Origin of the sequence: Pseudoxanthomonas sp. JBR18 (assembly GCF_028198165.1) — a bacterium.
Lineage (GTDB): Bacteria > Pseudomonadota > Gammaproteobacteria > Xanthomonadales > Xanthomonadaceae > Pseudoxanthomonas_A.
The window spans coordinates 4,120,371-4,146,877 of sequence record NZ_CP116339.1 but is presented as its reverse complement, the minus strand read 5'-3'; the positions used below and the strand labels follow the sequence as shown (position 1 = coordinate 4,146,877).

The window sequence follows — 26,507 nt, the reverse complement described above, 5'->3', positions numbered from 1 at the left end:
GTGTGCGACACGCGTCGCTGAGGCATTGATCTGGCGCAAGGCACGGCGGTCCGGTGTATGCGCACCGCCGCGCCGACCAAGGCTGTCAGCCCGAGGCGATGACCTGGTTACGTCCGCCGGCCTTGGCCAAGTACAGGCGACGGTCGGACTCGGCCAGCAGGCTGTGCAGGGTCTCGTCGTGAGCGCCCGCGCTGAGGCACACGCCAATACTGACGGTGGTCTTCAGGCGGTCGCCCGCGATCTGGACGTCCAGCTCGGCGATGCGGTGGCGCAGGTCCTCGAAGTACGTCGCCGCCTCGTCCGCGCTCAGTCCCGGCGCGAGCAGGCAGAATTCCTCGCCGCCGAAGCGGGCGACCAGGTCCTGCGGGCGGGCGTGACGTGAGACAGCATTGGCCACCGCGCGCAACGCGTCGTCGCCGGCCTCGTGGCCCCAGGTGTCGTTGATGTGTTTGAAATGGTCGATGTCGACCATCGCCGCGGCGACCTGGGCCGATTGCTGGCGCAGGTGAGGCAGCATGCGCTGGCCCTGCTCCAGGAAGTGCCGCCGGTTGGGCAGCCCGGTCAAAAAGTCGCGCGTGGCCAGGTCCTGCAGGGTGCCGATCAACTCCAGCTGATCGACGTTCTGCGAGACGCGGCAGAAGAACTCCTCGCGTGAGAACGGCTTGCGCAGGAAATCGTTGGCGCCATTCTTGAGGAAGCGGGGGATCAGGGTGGGGTCGCTGCTACCGGACAGGCCGATGACGGTGACCTTGTCGCGCGCGCGGATGGCGCGCATGCGGCGGATGAATTCCACGCCCTCCATGCCCGGCATTTCCTGGTCGACCACCACCAGGCGGATGCCGGGGTCTTTCTCCAGCACTTCCAGTGCCTCGGCGCCGCCAGCCGCCTGTTCGGTCCGATAGCCGTACATGCTCAGCAGTCCGGCGGCGTACGCCCGCGCGGAAAGCGAATCGTCCACCACCAGGGCGGCGATGCGCCGGTTGCGTTCCAGACGCTGCACCAGCCAGGCCAGGTAGTCGATGCTGCCCGGGGCGTTCTTCAGTACGTAGTCGATGATCTGCTGCTGCAGCACGCGCTTGCGCAGGTCTTCGTCGTAGACGCCGCTGACCACCACGGTCGGCAGCCCGCGCGAGACGAAGAAGTCCACGACCGTGTCGCGGTCACCGTCGGACAGGACCAGGCCGGTCATCACCATAAACCAGCCATCCTCGCTCTCCAGCACCCGCGCGGCCTCGGCCAGGGTGGAGACCACGGTCACCGGCAGATTGATGCGTTGGGAAATCGCCTCGCGCACCAGGGTGGTGAAGGTGCGCGAGTTCTCCACCAGCAGGACTTTCTGCGGGAGCACTTCGTCGCCAGCTTGAAACGCCGCTAGATGCGGAAACGGTGACATGGGTCGCGAAGACTTGGAGAGTCAGTGCCCATAACGGCACGACTGCGGGGTTCTTGAGGCCTTTGTGCTTACCAAAGTGCGTCGCGCAGCTTGTACCAGCCCATTGCCGCGACCAGCAGCGGGGTGCGTAGGGCCTGGCCGCCGGGGAAGGGCGCGTGCTTGATCCTGGCGAACAGGTCCAGCCGCTGGGACTGGCCGGCGATCGCCTCCGCGATGAGTTTGCCGGCCAGCCCGGTGGCGACCACACCATGACCTGAGAATCCCTGGGCGAAGTACAGGTTGGGCGCCAGGCGCCCCCAGTGGGGGGCACGATTGAGCGAGATGTCCACCACACCCCCCCAGGTGTAATCCAGCGAGGTGTCGCGCAGTTGCGGGAACACCGCGACGATGCGCCGGCGCATGATCGCCTGCAGGTCTCGCGGGGCGCGCCCGGAATAGCTGGCCCGCCCGCCGAACAGCAGGCGATGGTCGTGGCTGAGCCGGTAGTAATCCAGCGTCCATGCGGTATCGGCCACGGCCATGTCGTTGCCGATCAGGGCGCGGGCCCCGTCCTCGCCCAGTGGGGCGGTGGCGGCGATATAGGTGCCGACCGGCATGATCCGCGCCTCCAGCTCCGGGGCGATGCCCTGCAGCAGCGCGTTGCCGGCCAGCACGGCGAACTCGCAATGCACCTCGCCCTGCGCAGTGCGGAAGACGGGCTTGGCGCCGCGGACCAACTGCGTGACCGGGGTGCCTTCGAAGATCTGGACGCCGGCGGCCAGCGCCGCGCGTCCCAGGCCCAGCGCATAGGCCAGCGGGTGCAGGTGGCCGCTGATCGGGTCGTAGAGCGCGCCCAGGCAACGGTCGCTGGCGAGGTTGGCGCGCAGGCGTTCGCGGTCCCACCACTCGACCGGATGGGCGTAGTAGGTGTGGAAGCGTTCGACCATCGCCTGCACGTCGCGCTGCTGGCGCGGCTTGAGCGGCACGGTGGCGTGGCCGGGACGCCAGTGGGCCTGAATGCCGTGCCTGGCCAGGCGGGCGTGCAGCCAGTCCAGGCCTTCACGCGAGAGGTCGAACAGGCGCCGCGCCTGGTCCAGTCCGACCAGGTGTTCCAGTTTCTCCTCGCCACAGCCGAAGCCGACGATGGCCTGGCCCCCGTTCCGGCCCGACGCTCCCCAGCCGATCCGGTGCGACTCCAGTACCACGACGCGATAGCCGGCCTCGGCCAACTCCAATGCGGCGGACAGTCCAGTGTAGCCGGCGCCGAGGATGCAGACATCGCAGGTGAGGCGGCCTTCCAGCGTGGGCTGGAGGGGCAGGGGATCGACGCTGGCCGCGTACCAGCTGAGGGGGTATGACTCGCTCATGCAGGCTCCTGCGCGTGGACCTTTCCGATTGTCGTGGTCGTTGTAGGGCCGAGCTTGCTCGGCACGGGGTTTTCCCGGGGCAGGCCCAGCGGCGCAAGCTCCGCTCTACAGGTGCGTGCGGCGGCGGGCGCGCGGCCAGGCAGGCTCAGACCGCACGCAGGTACCAGGCGTAGTCCAGGTCGGTCACCTGGGTCTCGAAGCTGCGCAGCTCCTTGCGCTTCTGCTGTCCATAGATGTGGCGGAAGCGCGTGCCGAACTGCGTGGCCACCAGGTCGCTGGCCAGGAAGTCGTCGATCGACTGGCGCCAGGAAGGGCTGCGGTTGTCGGTCTGGTCGTAGGCATTGCCGACGATGGGAGGTCCGGGATCGAATTGGTGCTCCAGGCCGTGCAGCATGCCGGCCAGCACGGCCGCGCAGGCCAGGTAGACGTTGGCATCGGCACCGGCGACGCGGTGTTCGATCCGCGTATTGGCCGCATCGCTGTGTGGGATGCGCATGGCCACGGTGCGGTTGTTGAAGCCCCAGGTGTCGGCCAGGGGGACGAACGCATTGAGGACATAGCGTCGGTAGCTGTTGGCATGCGGGGCGAACAACAGCAGGGTCTCGGCCGCGCTGCGCTGCAAGCCGCCGATGGCGTGCTTGAGCGCCTCGGCCGGTGCGTCCTGGGGGCCGGCGAAGACATTGCGGCCCTGGCGATCCAGCAGGCTGACATGGACGTGCAGGCCACTACCGGCCTGCTCGACCAGCGGCTTGGCCATGAAACTGGCCTGCAGCTCCTGCCGCTGGGCGACCGCCTTGATGGTGCGCTTGAGCAACAGCGCCTCGTCGCAGGCGCGTAGCGCGTCGGCGCGATGCTTGAGGTTGATTTCGAACTGCCCCGGGGCGTATTCGGCCACGGCCGTGTCGGCGGGAATGTCCTGGATGGCGCAGGCCGCGGTGACCGCGTCGATGAAGCCACGATGGTCGTCCAGGTCTTCCATGGAATAGACCTGCGTGGTCGCGTTGCGCGTGCCGGTCTGCGGGTTGATGGCCGGCTGCGGGCGTCCCTGCGCATCGGGCAGGCGGTCGAACAGGTAGAACTCCAGCTCGATGGCGACCACCGGCGTCAGGCCGCGCGCGGCGAAGCGTTCGACCACCCGACGCAGCACTTCGCGCGGATTGGCCTCGAACACGCCGCCTTGCCCGTCCTCCATCGACAGCAGCAGCTGCGCCATCGGCCGTGGCGACCACGGCACCGGCCGCAGCGAGCCCGGCACCGGCCGGCAGATCCGGTCCTCGTCGCCGATGTCGTAGCCCAGCCCGGTCTCCTCGACGGTATTGCCGGTGATGTCGGTGGCGATCAGCGACATCGGCAGGCACACCCCGTCCCGATACACCTTGTCCAGCGCATCGGCGGTGACGCGCTTGCCGCGCAGCAGGCCGTTCATGTCAGGCAGCAGCAGGTCGATGGCTTCCAGGTCCGGGAGCGCGGCGCGGGTGGCGCGGTCTTGGTCACGCAGGGCCTCGTCGGAGGCGGCGGGAGGAAGGGTCATGGAGGCCTCGCTGGCGATCACGCAGGAGCTTAGCAGTGCGGGTGGCTGTCAAGAAAAATCAACAAAGGCCATGCACGCGCCGCTTAGTGTCCGTCGGCTTTCAGTGCTGCCTGGGCTTAGGTGGAGGACCGCGTTGTAAAAATCAGGCGCCGCGGCTACTTTGGCCCGGAGCCGCACGCGAGCCGCGTCCCCCATGACCCAGTCGCCGCTGATCGGAATCCCCACCGACCGCAAGCAGATCGGCCTGCATCCGTTCCTGGCCGTGGGTGAGAAGTATGTCCGCGCCGTGGTGGACGGCGCCGGCGGCGTTCCGCTGCTGTGGCCGGCGCTGAGCCCGCCGTTGGCCTTCGATGCGCTGCTCGACACGGTCGATGGCCTGTTGCTGACCGGTGCGGTCAGCAACATCGAGCCGCACCACTACTCCGATGAGCCCAGCTGGGAAGGCAACCCGCACGACCCCGCGCGCGATGCGACCACCTTGCCGCTGGTGCGCGCGGCGCTGGATGCCGGCGTCCCGGTTCTGGCCATCTGCCGCGGCTTCCAGGAAGTGAACGTGGCCCTGGGCGGCACCCTCCACCAGCGCGTGCACGAGGTCCCTGGATTGACCGATCACCGCGAGGACAAGGCCGCGACCCTGGACGTGCAGTACGCCCCGGCGCATCCGGTCGCGCTGGTCCCTGGTGGGCTGCTGGCCGGATTTGGCGGCAGCAGCCAACAGGTCAATTCGCTCCACGGGCAGGGCGTGCGCCGACTCGCCGACGGCCTGCTGGTGGAAGCCACCGCACCGGACGGGCTGGTCGAAGCCTTTCGCTTCGATGGCGAGACCTTCCTGCTTGGTGTGCAGTGGCATCCGGAATGGAAGCTCACCGAGCACCCGTTCTACATGGGCATCTTCCGGGCGTTCGGCGATGCCTGCCGCGCCCGCGCCAGACGTCGCCAGGAGCCCGCTTTCGCATGAGCCGCCGCCAGCCCCCGCGTGAACCGCCCGCCGAACCGGCCGACAATTCGCTGCGGCGCTGGCTCAAGGAGCGCCGCATCACCGAGGTCGAATGCCTGGTCCCGGACATCACCGGCATCGCGCGCGGCAAGATCATCCCGGCCGACAAGTTCAGCCACGACTACGGCACGCGCCTGCCCGAAGGCATCTTCGCCACCACCGTCACCGGCGACTATCCGGACGATTACTACGAGCTGACCAGTCCGTCGGATTCGGACATGTTCCTGCGCCCGGACCCGGGCACCGTGCGCATGGTGCCGTGGGCCGCCGACCCGACCGCGCAGGTGATCCACGACTGCTGGACCAAGGACGGGGAGCCGCACGAACTGGCCCCGCGCAACGTCCTGCGGCGCGTGCTCAAGGCCTACGAGGATGCTGGCCTGCAGCCGGTGGTGGCGCCGGAGCTGGAGTTCTTCCTGGTGCAGAAAAACACCGATCCGGACTTCCCGCTGCTGCCCCCGGCCGGGCGCTCGGGCCGGCCGGAGACTGCGCGCCAGTCCTACTCGATCGACGCGGTCAACGAATTCGACCCGATCCTGGACCTGATGTACGACTACTGCGATGCCATGGAGCTGGACGTGGATACGCTGATCCACGAATCCGGCGCCGCGCAGTTGGAGGTGAACTTCACCCATGCCGACGCCCTGAGCCGCGCCGACCAGGTGTTCCTGTTCAAGCGCACCATGCGCGAGGCGGCGATGCGCCACGGCATCTACGCCACCTTCCTGGCCAAGCCGATGGAGAACGAGCCCGGCAGCGCCATGCATCTCCACCAGAGCGTGCTGGACCTCAAGCGCGGGAGGAACGTGTTCGCCGGCAAGGCGCTGGGCAAGGAGAGCAAGACCTTCCATCACTACATCGGCGGGCTGCAGAAGTACGCGCCGCTGACGATGGCCTTCTTTGCGCCCAACGTGAATTCCTATCGGCGCCTGGCGATCGGCCAGGTGGCCCCGATCAACGTGCAGTGGGGCTACGACAACCGGACCTGCGGCCTGCGCGTGCCCAAGGACACGCTGGAGAACACGCGCGTGGAAAGCCGTTTCGCCGGTTCCGATGCCAATCCCTACCTGGCCATGGCCGCCACCCTGGCCTGTGGGCTGCTGGGCATCCAGGGCGAGCTGAAGCCGACCAAGCCGCTGTCCACCAGCGCGCAGGACGTGGGCTTCGAGCTACCGCGCTCGCTGGGCGAGGCGCTGGACGAACTGGAGGGCGCCACCGCCTTGCACGACCTGCTCGGGCCGCGCTTCGTGCGCGCCTACATCTCGGTCAAGCGCAAGGAATACGAGACGTTCTTCCGGGTGATCAGCTCGTGGGAGCGCGAGTTCTTGTTGTTGAACGTGTGATCCGCGCGGTGAGGCCTGTTGTTGCTGTCGGCGTTTGATTCTGAGCACCTTAAAGCAAGCCGAGCATCGCAGCAGACCCGGGCCGAAGAGGCGCCCTTGTCTGAGCGAAGCGAGTTTGGGCGCCGTGCCCGGGGCTGCGAGAAGCACAGGGGACCGATGCGCAGCATCGGATTGCGTCGGTGCCCACGGTTTTGGCTACTTTTGCCATGACAAAAGTAGCTCGCGCTGTAAGCGCGAAAGCTCTTGCCCTTGCCTTCAAAGCGTTGGAAAAAAGTGATGGATACCCAGCAAGCCCGACTCCTGCAGGACCTCGATGCCGCCCACCATCTGCATCCATTCAATGACAACGCCGCCCTGGCGGCCAAGGGCACGCGCATCCTGACTCGCGGCGAGGGTTGCTATGTCTGGGACGCCCAGGGCCACAAGCTGCTCGATGCCTTCGCCGGGCTGTGGTGCGTCAACATCGGCTACGGCCGGGCCGAACTGGGCCAGGCGGCCGCGCGGCAGATGGAGCAGCTGGCCTACTACAACAGTTTCTTCCAGTGCACCACCGAGCCCACCATCCGCCTGGCGGCCAAGCTGGCCGAGCTGACCCCGGGGGATCTCAACCACGCCTTCTTCGTCAATTCCGGCTCGGAGGCCAACGACACCATCCTGCGCCTGGTGCGCCACTTCTGGGCGGTGCAGGACCAGCCGCAGAAAAACATCTTCATCGGCCGCCACAACGGCTACCACGGCACCACCGTGGCCGGGGCCAGCCTGGGTGGGATGAAGGGCATGCACGGGCAGGGCGGGCTGCCGATCCCGGACATCCACCATATCGATCCGCCGTTCTGGTTCCATGACGGCGGCGAGCTGTCCGAGGACGAATATGGACTGGTCGCCGCGCGTCGGCTGGAGGACAGGATCCTGGCGCTTGGCCCAGAGCGCGTGGCGGCCTTCATCGGTGAGCCGGTCATGGGCGCGATCGGCGTGTACATCCCGCCACGCACCTACTGGCCGGAGATCGAGCGCATCTGTCGCAAGTACGACGTGCTGCTGGTCGCCGACGAGGTGATCTGCGGCTTTGGCCGCACCGGCGAGTGGTTCGGGTCGCAGACCTTCGGCTTCATGCCGGACATCATGACCATCGCCAAGGGCATCACCTCCGGCTACATCCCATTGGGCGCGGCGATGTTCAACGACCGCGTCGCCGGCGTGCTGAAGGGCCAGGGCGGCGAGCTGGCGCATGGCGCCACCTATTCCGGCCACCCGGTGTGCGCGGCGGTGGCGCTGGAGAACATCCGCATCCTGCAGGACGAGCGGATCGTGGAGACCGCACGCGAGCAGGTCGCTCCCTACCTGGCCCAGCGCTGGGCCGAACTGGGCGAGCATCGCCTGGTCGGCCAGGCGCGGATCGTCGGTCTGATGGGCGCGCTGGAGCTGGTGCCGCACAAGGGCCAGCGCACAATGTTCGAGGAGCGCGGTAGAGTGGGGGCGTTGTGCCGTGACAGTGCGCTGCGTCACGGCCTGATCCTCCGCGCCACCTACGACTCGATGCTGCTCTCCCCGCCGCTGGTCATGACCCGTGCGCAGGTGGACGAACTGTTCGACAAGGCCTGGGCCGCGCTGGAGGAGACGGCTGCGGCGATCGGTAGGTGATGCTCCCTGGGGAGGGATCAAACGCGCGGTCCGCCCACCGGCGGTCCGTGCTTCCAGTCGAACGCCCCGCCCGGCGGGGACTGCATGGAGAGAGACGATGAAGCTGCGAATCCTGGGTGTGATGCTGGCCGCGGGCCTGACCGCCTGCGGTGGCCCGGAAGCGGGGAAGGAGTCGACGGCTGCACAGGCCGGCGCTTCCAAGACGGTCAACGTCTACAACTGGTCGGACTACATCGCAGAAGACACCAACGCCAACTTCGAGAAGGCCACCGGCATCACGGTGACCTACGATGTGTTCGACAGCAACGAGGTGCTGGAAGCCAAGCTGCTGGCGGGCTCCAGCGGCTATGACGTCGTAGTGCCCACGCTCAACTTCCTTGGGCGGCAGATCCAGGCCGGCGTGTTCCAGCCGCTGGACAAGGCCAAGATCCCCCATCTGGCCAACCTGGATCCGACCATGATGGCGCGTATCGCCAAGCAGGACCCAGGCAACCAGTACGCCGTGCCCTACATGTGGGGGACCACCGGGATCGGCTACAACGTGGACAAGCTCAAGGCGGCCTTCGGCAGCACCGACATCGCCGGCAGCTGGGACCTGGTGTTCAAGCCGGAGAATATCGCCAAGATGAAGGACTGCGGGGTGACCTTCCTGGATACGCCCACCGAGATCGTCCCCATCGCGCTCAACTACCTGGGCGAGGATCCCAACAGCACCGACCCGGCGGTGATCGCCAAGGCCGCCGCGCTGCTCAAGACCATCCGGCCCTACATCACCCAGTTCCACTCGTCCTCGTACATCGATGCGATGGCCAATGGCGACACCTGCCTGGTGGTGGGCTGGTCGGGCGATGTGATCCAGGCGCGTGACCGTGCGCAGGAAGCCGGCAACGGCGTGGACATCGCCTATTCGATCCCCAAGGAAGGCGCGCCGCTGTGGTTCGACATGCTGGCCATCCCCAAGGACGCCAAGAACGTCGACAACGCCTATGTCTACATCAATTACCTGCTCGATCCGCAGGTCATGGCCAACAACTCCAACTTCATCAGCTATCCCAACGCGGTTCCCAAGGCCAAGGCGCTGATGGACAAGGACATCACCTCCGACCCGACGATCTATCCGCCGGCGGACGTGGAGGCCAAGCTGTTCACTTTCGCCATCATCCCGCCGGAGGTCGACAAGCAGTACACCAAGCTGTGGACTGACCTGAAGAGCGGCAAGTGAGGCACGCCTGACCGGCCCATCAGGGCCGGTCGCGGTCCGGTGCGCGGCCATCCGCGCGCCCGATCCTGGAACCTGTCTGGTGGCGCCGGGCCCGACATGCCTGGCCCCGCCACATTCAAGAGAGGGGATGCCGGATGAGCGCAGTGGAAACTCCGCTGACAGCGCCAAGCCCGCTGCCCACCGTCGGCACGGAGGGCTATCTGCGGCTGGAGCAGGTGCGCAAGGAGTTCGACGGCTTCTTGGCCGTGGACGACACCGACCTATCCATCCGCAAGGGCGAGATCTTCGCGCTGCTGGGCGGCTCGGGCTGCGGCAAGTCCACGCTGCTGCGCTGTCTGGGCGGCTTCGAGACGCCGACCTCCGGCCGCATCTTCCTCGATGGTCAGGCGTTGGGGTCGCTGCCGCCCTACGAGCGTCCGATCAACATGATGTTCCAGTCCTACGCGCTGTTCCCGCATATGACCGTGGAGCAGAACATCGCCTTTGGACTCAAGCAGGACCGGCTGCCCAAGGCGCAGATCGCCCGGCGCGTGGAAGAGATGCTCTCGCTGGTGCAGTTGAACGCGCTGGCCAGGCGCAAGCCGCACCAGCTGTCGGGTGGCCAGCAGCAGCGCGTGGCGCTGGCGCGCTCGCTGGCCAAGGGCCCCAAGCTGCTGCTGCTGGACGAGCCGATGGGCGCGCTGGACAAGAAACTGCGCACCCAGATGCAGCTGGAGCTGGTCACGATCATCGAAAAGACCGGGGTCACCTGCGTGATGGTCACCCACGACCAGGAAGAGGCCATGACCATGGCCACGCGCATCGCGTTGATGGACGCCGGGCGCATCCGCCAGGTGGGCACTCCCGACGAGATCTACGAGCAGCCGGCCAACCGTTTTGCGGCCAGCTTCATTGGTTCGGTGAACATGCTCGAAGCGGCGATCGAGCAGGACGAGCCGGAGTACGTAACCTTGCGCGCACCGGCGCTGGAATCGGTCATCTACATCGGCCATGGCATCTCCGGTTTCGAAGGGCAGGCGGTGTCCTTCGCGGTGCGCCCGGAGAAGCTGGGCATCGGCAAGCAGGCGCCGGACCAGCCGCACAACAGGGCCCAGGGCGTGATCGAGGACATCGCCTACTTCGGCAGCCATTCGGTCTATCACGTCAAGCTGCCCAGTGGCTTCACCATCATGGCCCACTTCGCCAATGTGCAGCGCTGGGCCAGCGAAGGCCTGACCTGGGGCGACACGGTCTGGGTGTGGTGGGGCGAGAACGATGGCGTGGTGTTGACCCAATGAGCGCCGCCACGGTCTTCCAGGCGTTGCGCAAGCTCACGCCCGGGCCGCGCTGGGGCGTCATCGGCATCCCGTATCTGTGGATGCTGGTGTTCTTTGCCATCCCGTTCCTGATCGTGTTGAAGATTTCCTTCGCGCGGCTGGCCATCGCAATGCCGCCGTACACGCCCATCCTGGAGGTGGATGGGGCTGAGGTCGCGCTCAAGCTCAACCTGTCCAACTTCCTGCAGCTCGGTGCGCTGCAGAACGGCTACATCGCCGCGTACTGGAGCTCGCTCAAGATCGCGGCCATCGCGACCTTCCTGACCCTGCTGATCGGCTATCCGATGGCCTATGTCATCGCCCGCCTGCCGGTGGCCAGTCGCAATGTCGCCATGATGCTGGTGGTGCTGCCGTCGTGGACCTCGTTCCTGATCCGGGTCTATGCCTGGATCGGCATCCTCAAGAGCAGCGGTCCGGTGGGGCGGTTGCTGGAGAAGCTCGGGGTGATCGATGCGCTGCAGGCGCTGGGCTGGATCGACGGACGCCAGATCCTCTACACCCCGATGGCCGCCTACATCGGCATCGTCTATTGCTACCTGCCCTTCATGGTGCTGCCGCTGTACACCAACCTGGTCAAGCACGACACGCGCCTGCTCGAAGCCGCCTACGATCTGGGCGCGCGGCCGTGGCGGGCCTTCCTCAGGATCACCCTGCCGCTCTCGCGCGCCGGCATCGTGGCCGGCTGCATGCTGGTGATGATCCCGGCGGTGGGGGAGTTCGTGATTCCCGAACTGATGGGCGGGCCGGACACGTTGATGATCGGCCGGGTGCTGTGGAACGAGTTCTTCGCCAACCGCGACTGGCCACTGGCCTCGGCGGTGGCCATCGCCATGCTGCTGTTGCTGATGGTGCCCATCGTGATCTTCAACCGCGTTCAGCAGCGGCAGATCGAAGGGCGGCTGACGTGAGCGTCGGTCGCGCCCGCTGGCCATCCTGGCTGGTGCTGGGCCTGGGCTTCGGCTTTCTGTATCTGCCGGTCCTGCTGCTGGTGGTGTGGTCGTTCAATAGCTCGCGCCTGGCCACGGTGTGGGCGGGGTTTTCGGTGAAGTGGTACGGCGAGCTGTTGCGCGACCGGCAGATGATGGACGCGGCCTGGGTCAGTCTGCGCATCGCATTCTGGACGGCCAATGCCTCGGTGGTGCTGGGTACGCTGGCCGCGCTGGTGATGACGCGCATGCGTCGCTTCCACGGCAAGACGTTGTTCGGCGGGCTGATCACCGCGCCGCTGGTGATGCCGGACGTGATCATTGGCCTGTCGATGCTGCTGATGTTCGTCTCGCTGGGCGACATGCTGCATTTCCAGCCCAAGGGCATGCTGTCGATCTGGATCGCGCATACGACCTTCTCGCTGGCCTTCGTCTCGGTGGTGGTGTCCTCGCGTATGGCCGAGCTGGACAAGTCGCTGGAAGAGGCGGCAATGGACCTGGGCGCCAACCGGATCAAGGTGTTCTTCCTGATCACCTTGCCAATCATCGCGCCGGCGCTGGTGTCCGGCTGGCTGTTGGCCTTCACCCTGTCGCTGGACGACGTGGTGATCGCCAGCTTCGTCTCCGGACCCGGCTCGACCACCTTGCCGATGAAGGTGTTCTCCTCGGTGCGCCTGGGGCTGAGTCCCAAGATCAATGCACTGGCCACGCTGATGATCGTGGCGGTGTCCCTGTGTGCGTTCCTGGGATGGTGGCTGATGTCCCGCAACGAACGTCGCCGCAGGGCGGACATGCAGCTGGCCCTGCACGACCAGGCTTGATGGTAAGTGGAACCTCGAGTTTCACTTTCACGCCTTCGTGAAGTCACCGTGATCTAACATCCGGCGCCGTACGTGCCGTTCCCCGGCGCCGTCGCGCCGTGGATGGGTGTGGTGGTGGATCGGGCTGTCTTGTCCATGTCCACCGAGCAGGAATCGCCACCTTGAGCAGTCACGACGACCACGACCGCCGCCACGAAGACGCGCCCGCGCAGGGCCGCGACGATGACCAGGAACAGGACGCGCAGAAGAAGCCCTCGCCGCTGAAGAACCCCCGGGTGAAGTGGACCCTGATCGTGATCGGGGTGCTGGTGGTCGTCGCGCTGGTGATCTGGCTGGTCTATTACTTGCTGGTCGGCCGTTACATGCAGGAAACCAACGACGCCTATCTACAGGCCGACTCGGTGGCCGTGGCGCCGCGGGTCAATGGCTACGTGACCAAGGTCTTCGTCAAGGACCACGCCTGGGTCAAGGCCGGGCAACCGCTGCTGCAGATCGATGACCGCACCTATCGCGCGCAGCTCGAGCAGGCCCAGGCCGCGGTGGGCGTGCGCCAGGCCGACATCGTCGCGGCCCAGGCCGCCATCGAGGGCTATCAGGCGCAGCTGCTGCAGGCCCGCACGCAGGTGGCCTCGGCCGCGGCGCAGCTGAAGTTCGCCAAGGCCGAGGTCGCGCGTTTCGCGCCCTTGGCCGCCTCCGGCGCCGATACCCACGAACACCAGGAGCAACTGCACCAGCAGCGCGACCAGGCCCAGGCGCAGTACGACGCGGCCAAGGCCCAGGTGGCCGGCGCGCAGAGCCAGATCGCCGCCAGCCAGGCGCAACTGGAGCAGGCCCAGGCCGGGCTCAAGCAGGCGCAGGCCAACGTGGACCAGGCCCAGGTTGCGGTGGACGACACCCGGCTGACAGCGGCCATCGCCGGGCGCCTGGGCGACAAGACCGTGCAGGTCGGCCAGTTCCTCGGTGCCGGCACGCGGACCATGACCATCGTGCCGGTCAACGCGCTGTACCTGAGCGCCAACTTCAAGGAAACCCAGGTCGGGCTCATGCGCCCCGGGCAGCCGGTGGAGATCGAGGTCGATGCACTCAGCGGAGTGACCCTGCACGGGCGCGTGGACAGCCTGTCACCGGGCACCGGCTCGCAGTTCGCGCTGCTGCCGCCGCAGAACGCCACCGGCAATTTCACCAAGGTCGTCCAGCGCGTGCCGGTGCGCATCAAGGTCATCGCGGGGGAAGAGGCGCGCAAGGTGCTGGTGCCGGGCATGTCGGTGACCGCCACGGTCGATACGCGGTCGGCCAAGGGCGCCAAGGACCAGACCCAGGACGAAGCAGAACGCCTGGAGGAGCGGGAGGAGGCACGCGAGTGAACGCGCAGGCGGCCAGCGCGGACGATGACGGCCAGGCCGGGGCGGCGCAAAAGGCCGACGCCGGCGCCTGGCTGGCGGTGGCCGCCGGCACCATCGGTTCGTTCATGGCCACCCTGGACATCTCCATCGTCAACGCCGCGCTGCCCACCATCCAGGGCGAGGTCGGCGCCAGCGGCACCGAAGGCACGTGGATCTCCACCGCCTACCTGGTCAGCGAGATCGTGATGATCCCGCTGACCGGCTGGTTCGTGCGCACGCTCGGGTTGCGCAACTTCCTGCTGATCTGCGCCTCGTTCTTCACCCTGTTTTCGGTGCTGTGCGGGCTGTCCAGCTCGCTGCCGATGATGATCGTCGGGCGCATCGGCCAGGGCTTTGCCGGCGGCGCGCTGATTCCCACCGCGCTGACCATCGTGGCCACGCGCCTGCCGCCCGCGCAGCAGACCATGGGCACGGCGCTGTTCGGCATGACGGTGATCATGGGACCGGTGATCGGCCCGCTGCTGGGCGGCTGGTTGACCGAGAACGTCAGCTGGCACTACGCGTTCTTTCTCAACGTGCCGGTGTGCGCTGGCCTGCTGGCGCTCCTGCTGCTGGGCCTGCACCACGAAAAGGCGCACTGGGCCGGTCTGCTGGATGCCGACTGGCTGGGCATCTTCGGCCTGGCCGCCGGACTGGGCGGGCTGACGGTGGTGCTGGAAGAGGGGCAGCGTGAGCGCTGGTTCGAGTCCGAGTTCATCATCATCCTGTCGCTGGTGGCCGCGGTGGGCTTTGCCGCCCTGCTGCTGGCCCAGGTGGTCAGCCGCGAGCCGGTGATCCAGCTCAAGGTGCTGCGCAACCGCAGCTTCGGCGCGGTGTTCCTGATGATGCTCGCCGTGGGCATGATCCTGTTCGGCGTGATGTACATGATCCCGCAGTTCCTGGCGATGGTCTCCGGCTACAACACCGAGCAGTCCGGCTATGTGTTGCTGCTGCAGGGCCTGCCTACGGTGTTCCTGATGCCGTTGATGCCCAAGCTGCTGGAGATCGTGGATGTGCGCGCGCTGGTGATCGGCGGCCTGCTGTGCTTTGGCATCGCCTGCTTCATCAACATGGACCTGACCTCGCAGAGCGTGGGCACCACCTTCGTGGCCAGCCAGCTGTTGCAGGGTGTGGGCCTGGCGCTGGCGATGATGTCGCTCAACCAGGCGGCGATCAGCTCGGTGCCGACCGAACTGGCCGGCGACGCTTCGGGCCTGTTCAACGCCGCGCGCAACCTGGGCGGTTCGATCGGCTTGGCGATGATTTCGACCTTCCAGGACCGGCGCCTGACCTACCACACCGAGGTGCTGGGCAGCGCGACCACGGCCAATTCGCCGATGGGGCAGGACTACCTGCGCCAGATCGCCGGCGCGCTGCGCGGCAGCGGAGGCGATACCGCCATGCAGGCGATGGGGGCATTTGCTCAGCAGGTGCAGCTGCAGGCCCTGGTGATGACCTACAACGATTTGTTCTGGATCTTCGGCGTGGTCGTGGCCTGTGCCATTCCGCTGGCGTTCCTGCTCAAGCCATTGCCCAAGGGGGCCCACATTGCGATGCATTGATTCCCGCGCCCGGCGCCCCCTGCTGTTCGCGCTGCTGCCGCTGGCCCTGGCCGGCTGCATGCTGGGTCCGGACTATGTGCGCCCGCAGGTCGCGCAGGGCGCGATGGAGGCCCCGCGCCTGCACCGCGCCGCCGCCGCAGGCGTCGTCGATGCGCCGCCGCCCAGCCAGTGGTGGCGCACGCTGGACGATCCGCAGCTGACCTGGCTGGTGGAAACCGCGCTTCGCGACAGCCCCAACCTGCGCGCGGCGGACGCGAAGCTGCGTTCGGCGCGCGGCCTGGCCGCCCAGCGCCGGGCCGAACGCCTGCCCCAGGTCGGGGCGATGGCCGCCTATGCGCATGTCCGATCGCCGGATTCGGTCAAGGATGGCTTGCGAGAAGCGGGCCAGGGCCTTGCCCAGGCCAGCGATCCGGCCACCGGCGCGGCGGTCACCCAGGCCACGCAGGACGTCGACCTGGATACGGATCTGTACCTGGCCGGCTTCGACGCCAGCTGGGAACTGGATTTCTTCGGCCGGCGCCGGCGTGCGCTGGAAGGAGCGGCGGCCCAGGCCCAGGCCGCGCAGGCCGAACTGGCCGACGCCCAGGTCCGGCTGGCCGCGGAGATCGGCCAGGTCTATCTGAACTATCGCGGCCTGCAGGCGCGCATCGCGCTCGGTCAGGACAGCGTGCGCGATGCGCAGCACTCCCTGGATCTGGTCGCACAGCGCCGCGGCCGTGGCGCCGCCTCGGACCTGCAGGTCGAGCGCGCGCGCGGGCAGCTCCAGCAAGAGCAGGCGCGCCTGCTGCCGCTGCAGGCACAGCGCGACGCCGCGCTCGACCAGCTGGCGCTGATGGTCGGGCAGGTGCCCGGCGCGCTGGACGCAAGGCTGGCGCCGGTCACGCCCTTGCCCGAGTTGCCGGCGCAGGTGAAGGTGGACGATCCGGCTGCGCTGATTCGTCGCCGTCCCGATGTGCGCCAGGCCGAACGCGAACTGGCCGGCGCCAACGCGCGGATCGGCGAGGCGATGTCCGGCTATTTCCCTCAGGTGAAGCTGTTCGGCAACATCGCCGCGGTGGCGACCAAGCCCAGCGACCTGGATGCGGACTCGGCGGCGACCATCGCCGCACCGTTCCTGCAGTGGTCGATCCTAGACTTCGGCCGCATCCGCGCCCAGGTCGCCCAGGCACGCGCCGGCACCCAGGCACGGGCTGCGGCGTACGAAAACACGGTGCTGTCGGCCCTGCAGGATGCCAATACCTCGCTGTCCAACTTCGGTTCGGCGCGCAAGCAGCTGGTCGTGGCGCAGCAGGCCGAAGCCTCGGCCGATCGTGCGGCGCAGCTCATGCAGCAGCGACGAGATGCCGGTGCCAGCTCGCAGATCGATCTGCTCGATGTGCAGCGCCAGCAGCTTTCCGCACGGGATAGCGCCGCGCAGGCGCAGGTCCAGCTGCTGGTGGACTACGTGGCGCTGCAGAAGAGCCTGGGACTGGGCTGGCAGGACGCGCCGGAACCGGTCGCCAAAGACCAGGAGACCGCGGCGCGCTGATGTTGTTGCTTTGTGGGAGCCGCCACGGCGGCGATGGGCATTCCCGGTCACGCCTCATCGCCGCCATGGCGGCTCCCATAAGGGCGGTTCCAACCCGTGGCGACGTGCGTCGGCGACGACTCGGTAACAGGCACATCGCGATGATGGAGCCCTGTTTTCAAGCTGTGTGGAGTGCGCCATGTTCACCGAGATTCCCAATCCTGCGACCGGCCAGATCGAGCATCGCCAGGAACTGATGGGCGCCAACGCGGTCGAGGCCGCGCTGCATGCGGCCCAGACCGCCTTCCCCGAATGGGCGCAGCGTCCGCTGGAGGCCCGTGGCGCAGTGCTGCGCAAGGTGGGCGCGCTGTTGCGCGAACGCCACGAGGCCATTGCCGGGATCATGACCGCCGAGATGGGCAAGCTGAAGGCCGAGGCCCTGGCCGAGATCGACAAGTGTGCCGGTGCCTGCGACTACTACGCCGACAACGCCGCGCGTTACCTGGCGCCACAGCCCATCGAGACCGAGGCCCAGGCCAGCTACGTGCGCTACGAGCCGATCGGCTGCGTGCTGGCGGTGATGCCGTGGAACTTCCCGATCTGGCAGGTGTTCCGGTTCCTGGCGCCGACCCTGATGGTGGGCAACGTGGCCCTGCTCAAGCACGCCAGCAACGTGCCGCGCTGCGCCGACGCTATCGCCTCCGTACTGCGCGACGGCGGCGTGCCCGAAGGCGTGTTCGCCGTGCTGCACATCGACAACGATCAGGCCGCCGAGGTCATCCGCGACCGGCGCGTGGCGGCGGTGACGCTCACCGGCTCCGAGCGGGCGGGCAAGTCCATTGCCGCCAACGCCGGTGGCGAACTGAAGAAGTGCGTGATGGAACTCGGCGGCAGCGATGCCTTCGTCGTGCTCGACGATGCGGACCTGGACAAGACCGTGGCCGCGGCGGTGAAGGGCCGCTTCGACAATGCCGGGCAGACCTGCATCGCGGCCAAGCGCTTCATCGTGGTCGATGCGATCGCCGATGCCTTCGTGCAGCGTTTTGTGGAGGCGGCAGGCAAGCTCAAGACCGGCGACCCCAACGACGCGGCCACCACGCTGGCGCCGATGGCACGCCAGGACCTGCGCGACGAACTGCACCACCAGGTCGCCAGCAGCGTGGCCGATGGCGCCAAGGTACTGCTGGGCGGCCACCCAGGCCAGGGGCATGCCGACTATCCGGCGACCATCCTGGACCAGGTGCAGCCGGGCATGCGCGCCTATGACGAAGAGCTGTTCGGTCCGGTAGCCAGCATCCTGCGGGTCAAGGACGAGGCCGAGGCCTTGCGCGTGGCCAACGACACCAGCTTCGGGCTGGGCGGCAGCGTGTGGACCGGCGATGCCCAGCGTGGCGAGCGCGTGGCCCAGCAGCTGCAGTGCGGCGCGGCCTTCGTCAACTCCATCGTCAAGTCCGACGTACGCCTGCCGTTTGGCGGGACCAAGCGCTCGGGCTTCGGCCGCGAGCTGGCGGCCGTGGGCATGCACGAGTTCACCAACATCAAGACCGTCTACGTCGCCTGAAGCGCGCTGCCCGGCGTGCGATGATGCAACGCTGCTGTCGTAGGAGCCGCCTTGGCGGCGATGGGGCTTCACCGGGAACGGCGCATCGCCGACATGGCGGCTCCCACGGATCACCGGCAGACCAGGGATTGGAATGCACAAGTCGCATCACATCGCCATCGTCGGATACGGTACCGCGGGACAGGCTTCGGCCGCCCTGCTGGCCGCCGACGGGCACCGGGTCGAGGTCTTCGAACAGGCGCCAGCCCTGGGACCGGTGGGCGCGGGATTCCTGCTGCAGCCCACGGGCATGCAGGTGTTGTGGGAGATGGGCCTGCTCGACCAGGCGCTGGCCCACGGACGCCGCATCGACCGGCTGTATGGCGAGACGCCGTGCGGCCGCGCGGTGATGGACATGCGCTACGCGCCACTGGACCGTCGGCTGTTCGGGCTGGGCATGCAGCGCGGCGCGCTGTTCGGCCTGCTGGCCCAGGCCTGGGACGGCTTCGGCGGCGTGCATTGCGGCACGCGGATCGTGGAGATCAGCGAAGACACCCGCCGCGTGCGCGATGCGCAGGGCAGCTGGCATGGGCCGTTCGATCTGGTGATCGCCGCCGACGGGGCGGCCTCGGCGCTGCGCCGGCATAGCGGTGGGGTCCGGGCGGATACGCCGTATCCCTGGGGCGCGTTGTGGTGCCTGGTCCCGCAGGAAGACTGGGCCTGGCCGCATGAGTTGCGGCAGCGCTACGTGGCCGCGCGCAAGATGGTCGGCATGCTGCCGGTCGGTACGCGACCGGGTGATCCACAGCCGCGCATCAGTTTCTTCTGGAGCCTGCCGGCCGACGGCTTCGACGCCTGGGAACGCGGCGGTCTGGAGGCCTGGCGCGACGAGCTGGCCACGCTATGGCCGCAGGCCGCCGCCCGCGTGCATCAGGTGCAGTCCTGCGCGCAGCTGGCACGCGCGGGCTACCGCGATGCGGTGCTGCACAGCTGGCATCGTGATCGCCTGCTGCTGATGGGTGACGCCGCCCATGCGATGAGCCCGCAGCTCGGTCAGGGCGTGAACATGGCGCTGATGGATGCCGCGGCGCTGCGCGAGGCCTTGCGCCATGCCGATGCGCTGCCGGCCGCGCTGGCGCGCTACCAGCACCGCCGCCAGCGGCACGTGGCGATCTACCAGTTCTGGAGCCGCTGGCTGACGCCGCTGTTCCAGTCCGAGCGCGATCGGATCGCCAAGCTACGCGATGTCGCGTTCCGCCCGCTGGGGCGCATGCCGGGCGGGCGCGGGCACATGCTGCGCGTGCTCAGCGGAACCCAGCACGGCGTGTTCGGCCGGCTGAAGCTGGAGCCGGGCTTCCTGGCGGCCCTGGAGGGATTGGTGGACAAGTCGCCGTTGACGCTGCCCGCCGCGCCGGAGCCGGCCGTCACCGAATAGGCACGTGCACTCAGGCCGGCGGCAGGGCGATGGCCGCGCCTTCCACGCAGGCAATCAACTGCTCGCCTGGCTGCAGCGTCGGCACGACACCTGCGGTGAACTGCGAGAACGCCGGCAGCACCGTCAGGCCAGCGCGGCGCCAGAACGCCGGCCACCGTCGCGTGGTGCCCGGCGGCTTGAACTGGGGATGCACATGGCCGCACAGCACGTGCAGTGCCGGATGGGTGGCGGGCTCATGGCGCAGCAGGAACGGGCCGTCTTCCACCTGGTCTGGCAGCAGCTGCATGTCCAGTCCGGCCTGGGCCAGCACGCGGTCGTGGTTGCCCGCCAGCGCGGCGATCTCAAGCAGCGCGTGGTGGGTACGCCACTGCGCCAGCTGCGCGCGCCAGGCCGCGTGCGGCGCCGGTCCGTGCAGGACATCGCCCAGGATCCACAGTGAGCGTGCCTGCGTGCGGGCGATCAGCTCGGTCAGCCGCTGCAGGTCGTGCAGGGTGCCGCCGCGCGGCAGCGCGATGCCCGCGCGACGGAACACATCACCCTTGCCCAGGTGCAGGTCGGCGATCAGCAGGCGCTGTCGCGCTGGCCAATACAGGGCGCGATCGCCCAGCACCTGCATGGGCTCGCCGGCCAGTGTCAGCGCCAGCTCAGCGGCCATATTTGCGCTCCAGTTGCTCGGCGGCGCGCTGCACGCGGGTCTTCCAGTCCTCGGTGCTGAGCTGTCCGCGCAGGCGTTCGGCCCACAGCGGGAAGGACAGCGGGGTCAGGCTGACCGGGCGATGCACCGTCAGCTCCCGCTGCGCGCAGTCGGCCAGGGTGGCGGCCAGGCGGTCCAGCTCCAGGGTGCCGCTGAACACTTCGCGCCGGGCCTGATGCAGCAACAGATGATCCGGGTCGTGCTGGCTGAGCACATCGAACAGCAGGCCGCTGGAGGCCTGCAACTGGCGCAGGCTGCGCGGCGTCTTGCCCGGTAGAGAGGGCGGCAGCAGGCCGGCCACGCGCGCGATCTCGCGGAACTGGCGTCGCGCCAGCTCGCCCAGGTTGAGGCTGGCGGTGAGGTCTTCGAGCAACTGGTCCGGCGACAGCAACCCGCGCAAGGTGTCCGCGTCCAGTTCGACGGGGTTGGCCGGCGAGAGCACCAGGCCATAGTCGTTGGCGGAAAAGGCGAAGGTGTTGGCCTGCATTCGCCCCCAGCGCAGTGCCAGCAGTGCGGCCAGTCCCTCATGCACCTGGCGGCCGGCGAACGGGTACAGAAACAGGTGCCGGCCATCGCGCGCCTTGATCCACTCGCACAGCAGCGCGCCGGGCGCGGGCAGGGCGCTCAGGCGGGCCTGCAGCGCGAGCAGGGGCGCGATGGCGTGCAGCTCGGGCGCGGCGTGATCGCCGCCGAACACGGCTTCCACCTCGCGGCCGAGTTCGGAGGACAGCGGCATGCGCCCGCCCATCCACTTGGGCACCGTCCCATCGCCGCCCTTGGCCAGGCGCACGTAGGCGGTCATGTCCTCCAGCCGCACCAGCTCCAGCAGCTTGCCGGAGAACTGGAACCGGTCGCCCCGGCGCAGGCGCCCGACGAACTGCTCCTCCACCGAGCCCAGCCGCCCGCCGCGCAGGAACCTCACCTGCACGCTGCCGTCGCTGGTGATGGTGCCGATGGACAAGCGATGCCGCAGGGCGACCCTGCGGTCGTGCACGCGATAGACGCCGTCGTCGTCGCGCACGACCTTGTGGAAATCGGGGTAGCGCTCCAGCGCGCTGCCGCCACGGGTGATGAAGTCCAGCACGCCGCGCCAGGTCGCCTCGTCCAGCGCGGCGAAGGCCTGGGTGCCGCGCACCTCGGCCAGCAATGCATCGGGCGAGAAGCCGCCGCCCAGGGCCAGCGTCACGCAATGCTGGGCCAGCACGTCCAGCGACAGGCGCGGCGCGTGGCGCGGCTCGATGGCGTTGCGGGCGATGGCCTGACGCGCGGCGGCGTACTCGACCAGTTCCAGCGCGTGCGTGGGCACGCACACCACGTGCCCGGCCACGCCCGGCCGATGGCGCGCGCGTCCGGCGCGCTGCAGCAGCCGCGCGATGCCCTTGGGGCTGCCGATCTGCAGGACCTGGTCCACCGCCGGGAAGTCCACGCCCAGGTCCAGGCTGGAGGTGGCGACCACGCAGCGCAGCGTGCCCTCGCGCAGGCCTTGCTCGGCCTCGCTGCGCAGCTTGGGGCTGAGCGAACCGTGATGCAGGGCGAGCGTGGCGGGGTCTTCTGGCCACACCGAGGCCAGCGCCTGGTGCCACAGCTCGGCCTGTGCGCGGGTGTTGGTGAACACCAGGCTGGTCGGCACCGCCAGCAGCTTGTCCAGCACGCGTGCCAGTTGGGCCAAGCCGAGGTGCCCGGACCAGGGGAAGCGTTCGCCCGCCTTGGGGCGCAGGGTCTCCAGCGTCAGCGTGCGCGGTCGGACGCCTGCGACCATCGGTGCGCCCGGTCTGTGCGGCAGCAAGGCCTCGCGTGCTTCGTCCAGGTTGCCCAGCGTGGCCGACAGGCCCCAGGTCCGCATCGCGGGCGAGAGCGTACGCAGGCGCGCCAGGCACAGCTGCAGCAGCACGCCGCGCTTGTTGGCCAGCAGTTCGTGCCATTCGTCGACGATGACCGCGCGGATGTCCTGCAGCTGCGACGCGGTGTCGGGATAGGACAGCAGCAGCGCCAGGGACTCGGGCGTGGTGACCAGCACGTCAAGCTTGCCTGCGCGCGCCAGGCGCTTGTCGCGCGAGGAGGCATCTCCCGTACGCTGGCCCACCTGCCAGTCCAGGCCAACGCCCACGATGGCTTCGTTCAAGGCGCGGGTGGTGTCCGCGGCGAGCGCCTTGAGCGGGGTGATCCATAGCACCTGCAGCGGGCGCACGCGGTTCTTCTTGCGCAGGCCCGAGTCGCCGGCACGCGCGCGGACGGCTTCCAGCAAGGGACCGCCGAAGGCGGCCAGGGTCTTGCCGCTGCCGGTCGGGGTGTGCAGCAGGCCGGACTGGCCGGCCAGGTAGTGCCGCCAGACCTCGCGCTGGAAGGCCAGCGGCTTCCATCCGCGTGTGGCGAGCCAGGCCTGGAGGGGCGCCTCGATGCCGCGCGGCATCGGCGGCGTGGCCGCTGCCGTGGCCTCGGTGTCGTCCAGCAGGCGTCTGGCCACCGGTCCGGGCCGGCGTGGGGGGCGTTGGGTCACCGTGCCAGGGCCTTCAGATCGTCCAGGCGGTTGGCTTCGGCCATGGGCTTGTCGTGGCGCCAGCGCAGGATGCGTGGGAAGCGCGTGGCGATGCCGGACTTGTGCCGCTTGCTGACGTTGACCGCCTCGAAGCCAAGCTCGAAGACATGGTGCGGTGTCACCGCACGCACCGGCCCGAAGCGCTCGGTGGTGTGCGCGCGGATCCAGCTATCCAGCTTGAGGATCTCCTTGTCGTCCAGGCCCGAGTACGCCTTGGCCACCGGCACCAGCGCCTCGCCGTCCCACAGCCCGAAGGTGTAGTCGGTGTAGAGCGTGCTGCGCCGGCCATGACCGGCTTGCGCGTAGATCAGCACCGCATCGATGGAAAGCGGATCGATCTTCCACTTCCACCAGTCCCCGCGCTTGCGCCCGCCCTGGTAGGTGGAACTGCCGCGCTTGAGCATTAGGCCTTCCACGCCGCGATTGCGCGCGTCCTCACGCAATCGCGCGGCGGTGTCCCAGTCCAGGGCCTGGACCTGCGGTGAAACCACCAGGCGTGGATCGCCATGTGCTTGCAGCAGGTGGTCGAGCAGGGCGCGGCGCTGGTCCAGCGGACGCTCGCGCAGGTCTTCGCCGTCCAGTTCCAACAGGTCGTAGGCCAGCACGCGTGCGGGGGTGTCGGCCAGGGTCTTGGCCCCAGGCTTGCGGCGCTGGATGCGGGTTTGCAGCGCAGTGAACGGCATCGGCGCGTCCTCGCCCGCGCGCCAGGCCAGCAGCTCGCCGTCGATCACGCAGTCGCGCGGCAGCGTGGCCGCGGCGGCTTCGATCTCCGGGAAGCGGCCGTCCAGCCGTTCCTCGCCGCGCGACCACAGCGCGACTTCGCCCCGGCGCCGGATCAGCTGCAGGCGGATGCCGTCCCACTTCCATTCCAGCCGCCAGTCTTCGATCTCGCCTAGTGTGGTGACCTCGGCTTCCAGCGGCGAGGCGAGGAAGAACGGGTAAGGCTGCTGGCGGTCGCTGGGCAGTTCCTCGTCCGAGAGCAGGTCCTGCAGGAACTGCGGGGTCGGGACCCATTCGCCGAGCATGCGCTGGGCAATGCGAGCGATGTCGATGCCGCTCATCTCGCTCAGCGCCTGCTGCACCAGTCGCTGCGACACGCCCACCCGCAGCGCGCCTGTCAGCAGCTTGTTGAACACCAGTCGCTGCGCATAGGGCAGGGCGTGCCAGGCGTCGACGATGACCGCGCGGCGCACGGCTTCGTCCTGGTTGGCCACCGGCAGCAGGCGCTGCTCGATCCACTCAGCCAGCCCCACATCCGGCGCTGGATCGGCCGGATCGTTCAGCAGCAGGGCCAGCGTTTCGGCCAGGTCGCCCACGTGGTCGTAGCTGTCGTCCACCAGCCAGTCGGGCGTGGCCGATTCCTGCGCGATCCACGCGCGCAGCTCCTGGGTGCCGGCGATCTTGCGCCGCGCGCCGGTGAGCTTGCCGCCGCACAGCAGGTACAGTGCCCACACCGCGTCGCGCGGCGGCGCGTCGCGGAAATAGGCGACCAGCGCCGCGCGCTTGTCCAGCGTGGCGGTGCTCTCGTCGAGCGCCTTGTACAGCTCGGCGAAGCGCTTCATTCCTCACCGCCGTAATCGGTGCGAAAGGCTTCGGCGGCGATGCCGGCCTCGTTCATCGCGCGGATGATCGCCTCGGTATTGCCATGCGTGGCGATGACGCGGCGCGCGCCTGTCTCGCGCACGGTCCGCAGCAGGTCGGGCCAGTCGGCATGGTCGGACACCACGAAGCCGCGATCGTAGTTGCGTCGCCGCCGATTGCCGCGCACCCGCATCCAACCGGAGGCGAACCCCTGCTGCGCCTTGCGGAAGCGGCGAATCCACGGGCTGCCTGCCGCCGACGGCGGGGCCAGGATCAGCTGCCCGGCGTAATCGCTGCCCTTGGCGGTTTCGGACACGGGCAGCGTATCGAGCATGGCGATGCCGGCGCCGCGATACACCTCCACCCCGGTCTGGATCGCGCCGTGCAGCAGCGCGGGCTGGTCGTCCAGGTCGCGCAGTTCGGCCAGCAGCCGCTGCGCCTTGCCCAATGCGTAGCAATACAGGATCGCGGCTTCGCCGCGTGCGGCGCAGTGCCGGCGCCAGGCGACGATCTCGCGCGCCACCTCGCGCGTGTCCGGCCAGCGGTAGATCGGCAGGCCGAAGGTCGCCTCGGTGATGAAGGTGTCGCAGGGCACGACCTCGAACGGCGCGCAGGTCGGGTCGGGCTGGCGCTTGTAGTCGCCCGAGGCGACCCAGACCTGGCCGTGGGCTTCCACGCGCACCTGCGCCGAACCCAGCACGTGTCCGGCGGGATGCAGCGAGATGCTGGCGTCGCCCAACCGGAAGGTGTCGCCGTAATCGTGGATGGCGTAGTCCTGTTCGCCCAGCCGCCATTGCAGGATCGGCACGCTCTCGCGCGTGGCCCAATAGCGGCCCATGCCGGTGCGCGCGTGATCGCCGTGGCCGTGGGTGATGACCGCGCGCGGCACCGGCTTCCACGGATCGATGTGAAAGTCGCCGGCCGGGCAGTACAGGCCCTCCGGGCGCAGGACGATCAGGTCTTCGGTTGCTGTGGCCATGGGCGGGCAGGGTGCGGGCAGGGATGTGCACAGGCCGCCAACGTTGGGGTTCTGCGTCTCAGCAGCTGAGACCAGGACGGTCTGGCCACGGGCGCGGCACCCTCGCGCGACGCTGACATGCGGCCCCGCATCCTGCGCGCCCCTGGCTGGCCGGTCCGGTCCGCCAAACCAGAAGGAGGATCTGGATGAAAACGTGGTGTCCCCCGGCACTCCTGTTGCTGCTGTCCGCCTGTAGCGCGCAGGCGCCAGCGCCTGAAACCACCGCCCAGACGTCTCCGAAGACGGCCCCGGCACAGTCGCGGCCTGCGCCGCAGACGCCGGTCCCGCCGAAGGCCGACGCCCCCCCTGCGGGCGACTCGGCGGCGATGGATGCGCGCATCGATCGCGTGCTGGGCCCGCATGCGGCCTATCGCTCAGTGTTCGAACGCCTGCAGGAAGCCGTGGCCAGCCATGATCCGATGGGCGTGGCGGCGATGGTCCGCTATCCGCTGAAGATCCATACCGAGGCCGGCATCGAGCAGGTGGACAACGCGCAGGCCTTCGTGGCGCGCTATGAGGACATCATGCGGCCTTCCATCGTTCAGGCCATCGCCGACGCGCGCTACGGCGAGCTGTTCGTCAGCCAGAATGGGGTGATGCTCGGCGCCGGACAGGTCTGGATCAACGGCGTCTGCCGCGATCCGGCCTGTGTGGACGTGGACGTCAAGGTGACCGCGCTCCAGCCCGGAGGCTGAGCCGTCCGGCGCGCTGCGGCA

Annotated in this window: 20 protein-coding genes; 13 read left to right on the top strand and 7 right to left on the bottom strand. The window is 68.5% G+C overall.

Features of this window, described 5'->3' with window-relative positions; translation table 11 throughout:
* Positions 1–85: 85 nt before the first annotated feature.
* The 3 genes from PJ250_RS18645 to PJ250_RS18635 form a co-directional block, all read right to left on the bottom strand.
* The gene (locus tag PJ250_RS18645) at positions 86–1,393 is read right to left on the bottom strand and encodes a diguanylate cyclase (protein ID WP_271646104.1); all 1,308 of its coding nucleotides are present in this window, start codon (positions 1,391–1,393) and stop codon (positions 86–88) included.
* 68 nt (positions 1,394–1,461) lie between these two features.
* On the bottom strand, positions 1,462–2,739 hold the full coding sequence (locus PJ250_RS18640; RefSeq protein ID WP_271646103.1) for an NAD(P)/FAD-dependent oxidoreductase: 1,278 nt from the start codon (positions 2,737–2,739) through the stop codon (positions 1,462–1,464).
* Between the two features lie 145 nt (positions 2,740–2,884).
* The gene (locus tag PJ250_RS18635) at positions 2,885–4,270 is read right to left on the bottom strand and encodes a glutamine synthetase family protein (protein ID WP_271646102.1); all 1,386 of its coding nucleotides are present in this window, start codon (positions 4,268–4,270) and stop codon (positions 2,885–2,887) included.
* Between the two features lie 193 nt (positions 4,271–4,463).
* Here PJ250_RS18635 and PJ250_RS18630 point away from each other — a divergent pair, with 193 nt between their 5' ends.
* The 12 genes from PJ250_RS18630 (at position 4,464) to PJ250_RS18575 (ending at position 19,962) form a co-directional block, all read left to right on the top strand.
* Entirely contained in the window at positions 4,464–5,228 is a 765-nt protein-coding gene (locus PJ250_RS18630) for a gamma-glutamyl-gamma-aminobutyrate hydrolase family protein (protein WP_271646101.1), read from the top strand.
* Entirely contained in the window at positions 5,225–6,610 is a 1,386-nt protein-coding gene (locus PJ250_RS18625; protein WP_271646100.1) for a glutamine synthetase family protein, read from the top strand. Before PJ250_RS18630 ends, PJ250_RS18625 begins: the two co-directional genes overlap by 4 nt.
* A gap of 276 nt (positions 6,611–6,886) precedes the next feature.
* The gene (locus tag PJ250_RS18620; RefSeq protein ID WP_271646099.1) at positions 6,887–8,251 is read left to right on the top strand and encodes an aspartate aminotransferase family protein; all 1,365 of its coding nucleotides are present in this window, start codon (positions 6,887–6,889) and stop codon (positions 8,249–8,251) included.
* A gap of 97 nt (positions 8,252–8,348) precedes the next feature.
* Positions 8,349–9,473, top strand: a complete 1,125-nt coding sequence (locus PJ250_RS18615) for a polyamine ABC transporter substrate-binding protein (RefSeq protein WP_271646098.1) — start codon at positions 8,349–8,351, stop codon at positions 9,471–9,473.
* 134 nt (positions 9,474–9,607) lie between these two features.
* Positions 9,608–10,750, top strand: coding sequence for an ABC transporter ATP-binding protein (gene potA / locus PJ250_RS18610; RefSeq protein ID WP_271646097.1), 1,143 nt, complete (start codon positions 9,608–9,610; stop codon positions 10,748–10,750).
* Positions 10,747–11,697, top strand: a complete 951-nt coding sequence (locus PJ250_RS18605; protein ID WP_271646096.1) for an ABC transporter permease subunit — start codon at positions 10,747–10,749, stop codon at positions 11,695–11,697. The genes potA and PJ250_RS18605 overlap by 4 nt, the downstream gene beginning before the upstream one ends.
* Positions 11,694–12,536, top strand: a complete 843-nt coding sequence (locus PJ250_RS18600) for an ABC transporter permease subunit (RefSeq protein WP_271646095.1) — start codon at positions 11,694–11,696, stop codon at positions 12,534–12,536. Before PJ250_RS18605 ends, PJ250_RS18600 begins: the two co-directional genes overlap by 4 nt.
* 152 nt (positions 12,537–12,688) lie before the next feature.
* On the top strand, positions 12,689–13,900 hold the full coding sequence (locus tag PJ250_RS18595; RefSeq protein WP_271648703.1) for an HlyD family secretion protein: 1,212 nt from the start codon (positions 12,689–12,691) through the stop codon (positions 13,898–13,900).
* Positions 13,897–15,480, top strand: a complete 1,584-nt coding sequence (locus tag PJ250_RS18590) for an MDR family MFS transporter (RefSeq protein ID WP_271646094.1) — start codon at positions 13,897–13,899, stop codon at positions 15,478–15,480. Before PJ250_RS18595 ends, PJ250_RS18590 begins: the two co-directional genes overlap by 4 nt.
* Positions 15,467–17,008 carry an efflux transporter outer membrane subunit gene (locus PJ250_RS18585; protein WP_271646093.1) on the top strand — a complete coding sequence of 514 codons (1,542 nt, stop codon included), beginning with the start codon at positions 15,467–15,469 and terminating at the stop codon, positions 17,006–17,008. Before PJ250_RS18590 ends, PJ250_RS18585 begins: the two co-directional genes overlap by 14 nt.
* A gap of 178 nt (positions 17,009–17,186) precedes the next feature.
* The gene (locus PJ250_RS18580) at positions 17,187–18,548 is read left to right on the top strand and encodes an NAD-dependent succinate-semialdehyde dehydrogenase (protein WP_271646092.1); all 1,362 of its coding nucleotides are present in this window, start codon (positions 17,187–17,189) and stop codon (positions 18,546–18,548) included.
* 133 nt (positions 18,549–18,681) lie between these two features.
* A complete protein-coding gene (locus PJ250_RS18575; protein ID WP_271646091.1) occupies positions 18,682–19,962 on the top strand; it encodes an FAD-dependent oxidoreductase in 1,281 nt (426 codons plus the stop codon).
* 10 nt (positions 19,963–19,972) lie between these two features.
* Here the strand turns inward: PJ250_RS18575 and pdeM are convergent, their stop codons facing one another.
* From pdeM to PJ250_RS18555, 4 genes are all read right to left on the bottom strand, one after another.
* Positions 19,973–20,617, bottom strand: coding sequence for a ligase-associated DNA damage response endonuclease PdeM (gene pdeM / locus PJ250_RS18570; RefSeq protein ID WP_271646090.1), 645 nt, complete (start codon positions 20,615–20,617; stop codon positions 19,973–19,975).
* A complete protein-coding gene (locus PJ250_RS18565) occupies positions 20,607–23,066 on the bottom strand; it encodes a ligase-associated DNA damage response DEXH box helicase (protein WP_271648702.1) in 2,460 nt (819 codons plus the stop codon). Before PJ250_RS18565 ends, pdeM begins: the two co-directional genes overlap by 11 nt.
* Positions 23,067–23,149: 83 nt before the next feature.
* A complete protein-coding gene (locus PJ250_RS18560) occupies positions 23,150–24,754 on the bottom strand; it encodes an ATP-dependent DNA ligase (protein WP_271646089.1) in 1,605 nt (534 codons plus the stop codon).
* The gene (locus PJ250_RS18555; protein ID WP_271646088.1) at positions 24,751–25,752 is read right to left on the bottom strand and encodes a ligase-associated DNA damage response exonuclease; all 1,002 of its coding nucleotides are present in this window, start codon (positions 25,750–25,752) and stop codon (positions 24,751–24,753) included. The genes PJ250_RS18560 and PJ250_RS18555 overlap by 4 nt, the downstream gene beginning before the upstream one ends.
* 185 nt (positions 25,753–25,937) lie before the next feature.
* Here PJ250_RS18555 and PJ250_RS18550 point away from each other — a divergent pair, with 185 nt between their 5' ends.
* Positions 25,938–26,486, top strand: coding sequence for a hypothetical protein (locus PJ250_RS18550; RefSeq protein ID WP_271646087.1), 549 nt, complete (start codon positions 25,938–25,940; stop codon positions 26,484–26,486).
* The last annotated feature ends 21 nt before the right edge of the window (positions 26,487–26,507 follow it).

Bases quoted from the DNA above. Each gene is read 5' to 3' on its own strand.
- PJ250_RS18645 (WP_271646104.1), bottom strand. From the start codon at position 1,393: ATGTCACCGTTTCCGCATCTAGCGGCGTTTCAAGCTGGCGACGAAGTG.
- PJ250_RS18640 (WP_271646103.1), bottom strand. From the start codon at position 2,739: ATGAGCGAGTCATACCCCCTCAGCTGGTACGCGGCCAGCGTCGATCCC.
- PJ250_RS18635 (WP_271646102.1), bottom strand. From the start codon at position 4,270: ATGACCCTTCCTCCCGCCGCCTCCGACGAGGCCCTGCGTGACCAAGAC.
- PJ250_RS18630 (WP_271646101.1), top strand. From the start codon at position 4,464: ATGACCCAGTCGCCGCTGATCGGAATCCCCACCGACCGCAAGCAGATC.
- PJ250_RS18625 (WP_271646100.1), top strand. From the start codon at position 5,225: ATGAGCCGCCGCCAGCCCCCGCGTGAACCGCCCGCCGAACCGGCCGAC.
- PJ250_RS18620 (WP_271646099.1), top strand. From the start codon at position 6,887: ATGGATACCCAGCAAGCCCGACTCCTGCAGGACCTCGATGCCGCCCAC.
- PJ250_RS18615 (WP_271646098.1), top strand. From the start codon at position 8,349: ATGAAGCTGCGAATCCTGGGTGTGATGCTGGCCGCGGGCCTGACCGCC.
- potA (WP_271646097.1), top strand. From the start codon at position 9,608: ATGAGCGCAGTGGAAACTCCGCTGACAGCGCCAAGCCCGCTGCCCACC.
- PJ250_RS18605 (WP_271646096.1), top strand. From the start codon at position 10,747: ATGAGCGCCGCCACGGTCTTCCAGGCGTTGCGCAAGCTCACGCCCGGG.
- PJ250_RS18580 (WP_271646092.1), top strand. From the start codon at position 17,187: ATGTTCACCGAGATTCCCAATCCTGCGACCGGCCAGATCGAGCATCGC.
- PJ250_RS18575 (WP_271646091.1), top strand. From the start codon at position 18,682: ATGCACAAGTCGCATCACATCGCCATCGTCGGATACGGTACCGCGGGA.
- pdeM (WP_271646090.1), bottom strand. From the start codon at position 20,617: ATGGCCGCTGAGCTGGCGCTGACACTGGCCGGCGAGCCCATGCAGGTG.
- PJ250_RS18565 (WP_271648702.1), bottom strand. From the start codon at position 23,066: ATGCCGCGCGGCATCGAGGCGCCCCTCCAGGCCTGGCTCGCCACACGC.
- PJ250_RS18560 (WP_271646089.1), bottom strand. From the start codon at position 24,754: ATGAAGCGCTTCGCCGAGCTGTACAAGGCGCTCGACGAGAGCACCGCC.
- PJ250_RS18555 (WP_271646088.1), bottom strand. From the start codon at position 25,752: ATGGCCACAGCAACCGAAGACCTGATCGTCCTGCGCCCGGAGGGCCTG.
- PJ250_RS18550 (WP_271646087.1), top strand. From the start codon at position 25,938: ATGAAAACGTGGTGTCCCCCGGCACTCCTGTTGCTGCTGTCCGCCTGT.